The 6,600-nt window shown below is 71.2% G+C and carries 5 protein-coding genes; 4 read left to right on the top strand and 1 reads right to left on the bottom strand.

Annotation, left to right across the window (positions count from 1 at the left end):
- Positions 1-34: 34 nt before the first annotated feature.
- The gene (locus FV223_RS16995; RefSeq protein ID WP_147728139.1) at positions 35-1,534 is read left to right on the top strand and encodes a Do family serine endopeptidase; all 1,500 of its coding nucleotides are present in this window, start codon (positions 35-37) and stop codon (positions 1,532-1,534) included.
- A 30-nt stretch (positions 1,535-1,564) separates the two neighbouring features.
- Here FV223_RS16995 and FV223_RS16990 read toward each other — a convergent pair whose 3' ends face one another.
- A complete protein-coding gene (locus FV223_RS16990; protein ID WP_243949541.1) occupies positions 1,565-3,082 on the bottom strand; it encodes an EAL domain-containing protein in 1,518 nt (505 codons plus the stop codon).
- A gap of 314 nt (positions 3,083-3,396) precedes the next feature.
- Between FV223_RS16990 and FV223_RS16985 the strand changes: the two genes are divergently transcribed.
- The 3 genes from FV223_RS16985 to FV223_RS16975 all read left to right on the top strand — a co-directional run bounded on the left by FV223_RS16985 (position 3,397) and on the right by FV223_RS16975 (position 6,366).
- Positions 3,397-4,710 carry a replication-associated recombination protein A gene (locus tag FV223_RS16985; RefSeq protein ID WP_147728137.1) on the top strand — a complete coding sequence of 438 codons (1,314 nt, stop codon included), beginning with the start codon at positions 3,397-3,399 and terminating at the stop codon, positions 4,708-4,710.
- Positions 4,711-4,718: 8 nt separating this feature from the next.
- Positions 4,719-5,048, top strand: coding sequence for a GlpM family protein (locus FV223_RS16980; protein WP_147728136.1), 330 nt, complete (start codon positions 4,719-4,721; stop codon positions 5,046-5,048).
- A gap of 70 nt (positions 5,049-5,118) precedes the next feature.
- Positions 5,119-6,366: an Hsp70 family protein gene (locus tag FV223_RS16975; RefSeq protein WP_147728135.1), complete on the top strand. Its 1,248-nt coding sequence runs from the start codon at positions 5,119-5,121 to the stop codon at positions 6,364-6,366.
- Positions 6,367-6,600: the final 234 nt, after the last annotated feature.

Raw genomic sequence — 6,600 nt, 5'->3', positions numbered from 1 at the left:
GCGCCCCGACGACCCCGAGCGCCCGGAGCCCTGCATGCCTCGCCCGTCCACCCCGATCGTCCTGGTCGCCGCGCTGATGCTGGCCGCCGGCCCCGCCGCCGCGCAGATGGCCAAGACACCGGACGTCAAGACACCGGACGTCAAGACCCCGGATGCGCCGCCGCTGAAGTCGGCGATGCCCGAGAAGGCGGCGCCGACGGGCAAGAGCGAGGTGCAGCTCTCCTTCGCCCCCGTGGTGAAGCGGGCGGCGCCCTCGGTGGTGAACGTCTACGCCTCGCACATCGACAAGCGGCCCAACGCCCGCACCAGCGCCATGGACGAGTTCATGCGTCGGTTCTTCGGCGCGGAGGGCGGCCGCGGGCAGGGCGGCGCCCCGGGCGAGCGGGCGCAGAAATCCCTCGGCTCCGGCGTCATCGTCGACGCGTCGGGGCTGATCATCACCAACAATCATGTCATCGACAACATGAACGAGGTCCGCGTCTCGCTGGCCGACCGGCGCGAGTTCGAGGCGACGATCGTGCTGCGCGACCCGCGCACGGATCTCGCCGTGGTGCGGATCACCAACCCGACCGGCGGGCTGATCCCGATGCCGTTCGGCGACTCGGAGAGCCTGGAGGTCGGCGACTTCGTGATGGCGATCGGCAACCCGTTCGGCGTCGGCCAGACGGTGACGCAGGGCATCGTCTCGGCGCTGGCGCGCACCCAGGTCGGCTCGTCGGACTACCAGTTCTTCATCCAGACCGACGCCGCGATCAATCCGGGCAATTCCGGCGGGGCGCTGGTCGACCTGCGCGGGCAATTGATGGGGATCAACACCGCGATCTACTCGCAGTCGGGCGGCAGCCACGGCATCGGCTTCGCGATCCCCGCTAGCATGGTCAAGGCGGTGGTCGAGACCGCCAAGAACGGCGCCACCACCGTGCGGCGGCCCTGGCTCGGCGCGCGGGTGCAGAGCGTGACGCCGGACATCGCCGAGAGCATGGGCCTCGACCATCCGACCGGCGTGCTGGTGGCGAGCCTGCAGGCCAAGAGCCCGGCGGACGAGGCGGGGCTGAAGCGCGGCGACCTGATCCTGACGGTCGACGGCTTGAGCGTCGACGACCCGGAAGCCTTCGGCTACCGCTTCGCGCTCAAGGGCATCACCGGCCAGACCAAGTTCGGCATCCTGCGCGGCACCAGCCGCAGCACGCTCCCGGTCAAGCTGACGCCGGCGCCCGAGACGCGGCCGCGCGACGTGCTGAAGGTCCGCACGCGCTCGCCGTTCTTCGGCGCCACGCTGATCAACACCTCGCCGGCCGTCGCCGAGGAGATGCTGACGGACTTCCCCGTCGACGGGGTCGCGGTGCAGGCGGTCGACGAGAATTCGATCGCGGCGCGCGCCGGCCTGCAGAAGGGCGACATGCTGGTCTCGATCAACGGGCAGCCGGTCTCGACGACGAAGGACGTCGAGCGCGCCACCCGCACCGTGCAGAGCGCCTGGGAGATCGCGATCAACCGCAACGGCGAGGTGCTGACCTCGATGTTCGGCGGCTGAGGCCGCACCGGCCCGGCCGCGACCCCGGCCTCAGGCCGCCTGGAACGCGATGGCGGTGGCCTGGATCTCCTCGAGCGGCTTGCCGATCAGCGCGGTGATCGCGTCCTTCGGCATCGGGGCGCCGAACAGGTAGCCCTGGCCGTAGTCGCAGCCCTGGTCGGAAAGCCAGTCGACGCTAGCATCGGTCTCGATCCCCTCGGCGGTGGTGACCAGCCCGAGGCTGGCGCCGAGCTTGATGATCGCGTCGACGAGCTTGGCCCGCTCGGCGCTCATGGTGATGGTGTCGACGTAGGTGCGGTCGATCTTCAGCTTGTCGAACTTGAGCTCGCGCAGGTGGTACAGGCTGGAATAGCCGGTCCCGAAGTCGTCGAGGGCGATGCGCACGCCGAGGTTCTGCAGCGAGGTCAGGGTCGTGCGGGCCGCCTCCAGGTCCTGCACCAGGGCCGTCTCGGTGATCTCGACCTCGAGGCGGCTCGGGGAGAAGCCGGTCTCGGTCAGGATCGCGAGGATGCGCTCGCACAGCCAGCGGTCCTGGAACTGCTGCGGCGCGATGTTCACCGCGAGCTGGAAATGGGGCGGCCAGTCCCGGGCGTCGAGGCAGGCCTGGCGCAGGAGCTTCATGCTGAGCTCGGCGATGAGGCCGGTCTCCTCCGCGATCCCGATGAAGCAGGCCGGCGCGAGCAGCCCGCGGACCGGGTGCCGCCAGCGGGCCAGCACCTCGACGCCGACCAGCGTCTTCTCCGGCAGCGTCACCACCGGCTGGTAGTACGGCTCGATCGCGCCGCTCGCGATCGCCTCGCGAAGCTCGCTCTCGAGCTGGGCCCGCGCCTTGAGCTCGATGTCCATCGCGCTCTTGAACACGCGGAACACGCCGCGGCCGTCCTTCTTGCCCTGGTACATCGCGAGGTCGGCGGCATGCAGAACCACGTCGGCATCCGCCTGGTCGGCCGAGATCAGGGCGATGCCGATGGTCGCGCCGACCTTCAGCTCGTTGCCCTGCCACTGGATCGGCGCCGCGATCGCCGCGATCAACCCTTGCGCGAGCCGGGTCAGGCCGTCGCTGCCGCCGTCGAGCGGCACGAGCAGGGCGAACTCGTCGCCGCCGAGCCGGGCCGCAAGGCCGGCGTCGGGCGTCAGGGCGGACAGGCGCTCGGCGACGGCGCACAGCACGGCGTTGCCGGCCGCGTGCCCGTAGATGTCGTTGACCGGCTTGAAGCGGTCGAGGTCGACCAGGAGCACCGCCTGGGTCGGGACCAGGGTCGCGGCCGCCCTGCGGCGCTCCAGCGTCTCCAGGAACAGGCGGCGGTTGGCGAGCCCGGTCAGGACGTCGTGGCGTGCCACCGCCTCGGCCTCGGCGGCGGTGATGTCGCGCTCGCGCATCGCCACCCGCAGCAGCAGGGACTTCCGCAGGCTGGCGACGAACACCGCCATTCCCATCAGCGCCACGAGCATGAACTCGTTGGAGAGCTGGTGCGCCTGGACGAAAGCATTGAGCCAGGAGAAAACCTCAAATTGAATTCCGATGACCCATAAACACGCACCGATCATCAGCAAGCAGAGAACCTCGTAAAGCTCTCCTTCGCCCCAGCTGCCGCGTTTTCCGATCATGAACCGTCCCCCCGATCGGTCTCACCCTGAGCACGGGCGAGCTTAAGGGAGTCTCACGCGTCCTGGCGACGGCAGGCGGCACGGCTCGTTTGGCGGACGCCGGACGAAGACTTCGGTCGCGGGGGTAAATGGAGCCTTTCGCCCTTCGTCGGGCACACGCGCCCGCGTCGGCGCCGATCCCGGCCGCTCGAATCAGGCCGACCCGACGTTCGGCGGCCCTTGCCGAGGGAGGGGCGCAGAGTGTTGATGCCGGCATGCCCGACCTGTTCGCAACCGCCGGCCTCGATGCGTCGGCGCCCCGCCCGCTCGCCGACCGGCTCCGGCCCGGTACGCTCGCCGAGGTCGTCGGCCAGGATCACCTCACCGGCCCAGACGGCGCGCTGACGCGGTTGCTGCGCGGGCGGACCTTCGGCTCGCTGGTGTTCTGGGGACCGCCCGGCACCGGCAAGACGACGGTGGCGCGCCTGCTCGCGCACGAGACCGACCTGCATTTCGAGCAGATCTCGGCGATCTTCTCCGGCGTGCCCGACCTGCGCAAGGTGTTCGAGGCCGCGCGCAAGCGCCGGGCGACGGGGCAGGGGACGCTGCTCTTCGTCGACGAGATCCACCGCTTCAACCGGGCGCAGCTCGACGCCTTCCTGCCGGTGATGGAGGACGGGACGGTGACGCTCGTGGGGGCGACCACCGAGAACCCGTCCTTCGAACTCAACGCAGCGCTGCTGTCGCGCGCCCGCGTCCTGCTGTTCCGCGCGCTCGACGACGGCGCCATCGCCAAGCTGATCGCGCGGGCGGAGGACCTGACGGGCCAGGCGCTGCCGCTCACCGAGGAGGCGCGCGGCGTGCTCGTGCGCATGGCCGACGGCGACGGGCGCGCGGCGCTGACCCTGTGCGAGGAGGTCTGGCGCTCCGCCAAACCCGACGAGATCCTCGACGCGGAGGTGCTGCAGACGCTCGTCCAGCGCCGCGCGCCGATCTACGACAAGGCGCAGGAGGGCCACTACAACCTGATCAGCGCGCTGCACAAGACGGTGCGCGGCTCGGACCCGGACGCGGCCCTGTACTATCTCTGCCGCATGCTCGACGGCGGCGAGGACCGCCTGTTCATCGCCCGCCGGCTGGTGCGGATGGCGGTGGAGGATATCGGGCTCGCCGACCCGCAGGCGCTGGTGATCACCACCGCCGCCAAGGACGCGTTCGACTTCCTCGGCAGCCCCGAGGGCGAGCTCGCCCTGGCGCAGGCGGTGATCTACCTCGCCTGCGCCCCGAAATCGAACGCCGCCTACGAGGCCTACAAGGCCGCGACCCGCATCGCCAAGGAGCACGGCTCGCTGCCGCCGCCGCGCACCATCCTCAACGGCTCGACCAAGCTGATGAAACGGCTCGGCTACGGCGAGGGCTACCGCTACGACCACGACGAGCCGGAGGCGTTCTCGGGGCAGGATTACTGGCCGGAACGGCTCGGCCGCCAGCACCTCTACGCGCCGACCGACCGCGGCATGGAGAGCCGCTACCGCGACCGGCTCGCCCACTGGGAGCAGCTTCGGAAAGCGCGGCGCGAGGAGGGATGAGCGCCGGCATGGACGTCCTCCTGAAAGGCGTGGCCGGCGGCATCGTGACGATGGCGATCGTGCTGGCCTCGCGCCGCGGTAACGTCCTGCCCGGCATCCTGCCGCTGGCGCCGACCTTCGCGATCATCGCGCTGCTCGCGGTCGGGGCGAAGGGCGAGGCCGGCGCCTTCCGCGAGACCTGCCTCGCGGGCGTCTGCACGATTCCCGCCTACCTCGTCTTCCTCGCCGTGGCGTGGTGGCTCGGCGGGTTCTGCGACCATCGCCTCGCCCTCCTCGGCGGGCTTTGTGCATGGCTGCTGGCCGCGCTCGCGATCTTCCTCGCGCCGCGCTGGCTGTGAACGCTGGACCGGGCGCCCGTCAGCCTGTAGGGCACCCGCCCCCCGACCCTTCGCGAAAGACAAAGACCCGATGGCGGCCTGCGGCCTCGATTTCGGCACGTCGAACACGACCCTCGGACACCGCACCGCGCCGGGTCCGCGCCTCGTCCCGCTGGAGGGGCGCCACGTCACCATCCCGAGCGCGATCTTCTTCGAGCCGAACCGCGAGGCGGTGATCGGCCGGGCGGCGACCGAGGCCTATGTCGAGGGCACGCCGGGCCGGATGATGCGCAGCCTCAAGTCGGTGCTGGGCTCCGGCCTGATCGAGGAGACGACCCCGGTCGGGCGCGAGCGCGTGCGCTTCCGCGACGTGATCGGGCGCTACCTCGCCGCGGTGAAGGCGCGGGCCGAGACCGCGGCCGGCGAGACCTTCGACACGGTGGTGCACGGGCGCCCGGTCCACTTCGTCGACGGCGACGCCGAGGGCGACCGCCGGGCCGAGGACACCCTCCACGAGATCGCCGAGAGCATCGGCTTCCGCCACGTCTCGTTCCAGTACGAGCCGATCGCCGCGGCGCTCGACCACGAGCAGAGCGTCCGCAGCGAGGAGATCGCGCTGATCGCCGACATCGGCGGCGGCACCTCGGACTTCTCGATCGTGCGGCTGTCGCCCGAGCGGCATGCCAAGGCGGAGCGGGCCGACGACATCCTCGCCAACGACGGCGTCCGCATCGGCGGCACCGACTTCGACCGCTTCCTCAGCCTCGGCACGGTGATGCCGCTGCTCGGCCTCGGCAGCCCGATGAAGCGCCCCGAGCTCTCGGTGCCGAACGCCTATTTCCACGACCTCGCCACGTGGTCGAGCATCAACCGGCTCTACAACGCCAAGACCCTGCGCGAGATCGCCGAGATCATCCGCGACGGCGCGCGTCCGGACCTCGTCGAGCGCCTGCGCACGGTGGTCGAGCTGGAGCGCGGGCATTCACTCGCCATCGCCGTCGAGGGCGCCAAGATCGCCGCCTCGAACGACGGCGCCTCCGAGGTCGATCTCGATTGGGTCGAGCCGGGCCTGGCGGCCTCGGTCGACCGGACGGCCCTCGTGTCCCACACCGAACCGCTGGCGGTGCGGATCTCCGAGCGGGTCGGGCGCTGCCTCGCCCAGGCGGGCTTGCGCGCGGACCGGATCGATTCGCTGTTCCTCACCGGCGGCTCCACCGGCCTGCCGCATGTCCGCCAAGGGCTGACGTCCTGCCTGCCCGGCGCCCGCGTCGTCGAGGGCGACACCTTCGGCTCGGTCGGCATCGGTCTCACCATCGAGGCGATCCGCCGGGCGGCCTGAGCCGCGACGCCGGCCTGCCGTGCGGCGAGGGCGAATTGTCGCCGCCGCGGGCGGGTGCTAACGCCCTCGCATGACAGGCAATCCACCACGCGGCGGCGGCTCGGCCGGGAAAGGCTCCGGCCGGGGTCCGGACAAGGGCGCAGGCAAGACCGTCGGCAAGGGCTCCGGCCGTCCGCCCGCCGCGAAGTCCGCGGCCGGCAAAGCCGCGGCCGGAAAGGCCGCCTTCGGCAAGAG

The sequence above is a fragment of the Methylobacterium sp. WL116 genome, from assembly GCF_008039455.1.
GTDB lineage: Bacteria > Pseudomonadota > Alphaproteobacteria > Rhizobiales > Beijerinckiaceae > Methylobacterium.
This window is presented reverse-complemented; position numbering and strand designations above follow the sequence as displayed.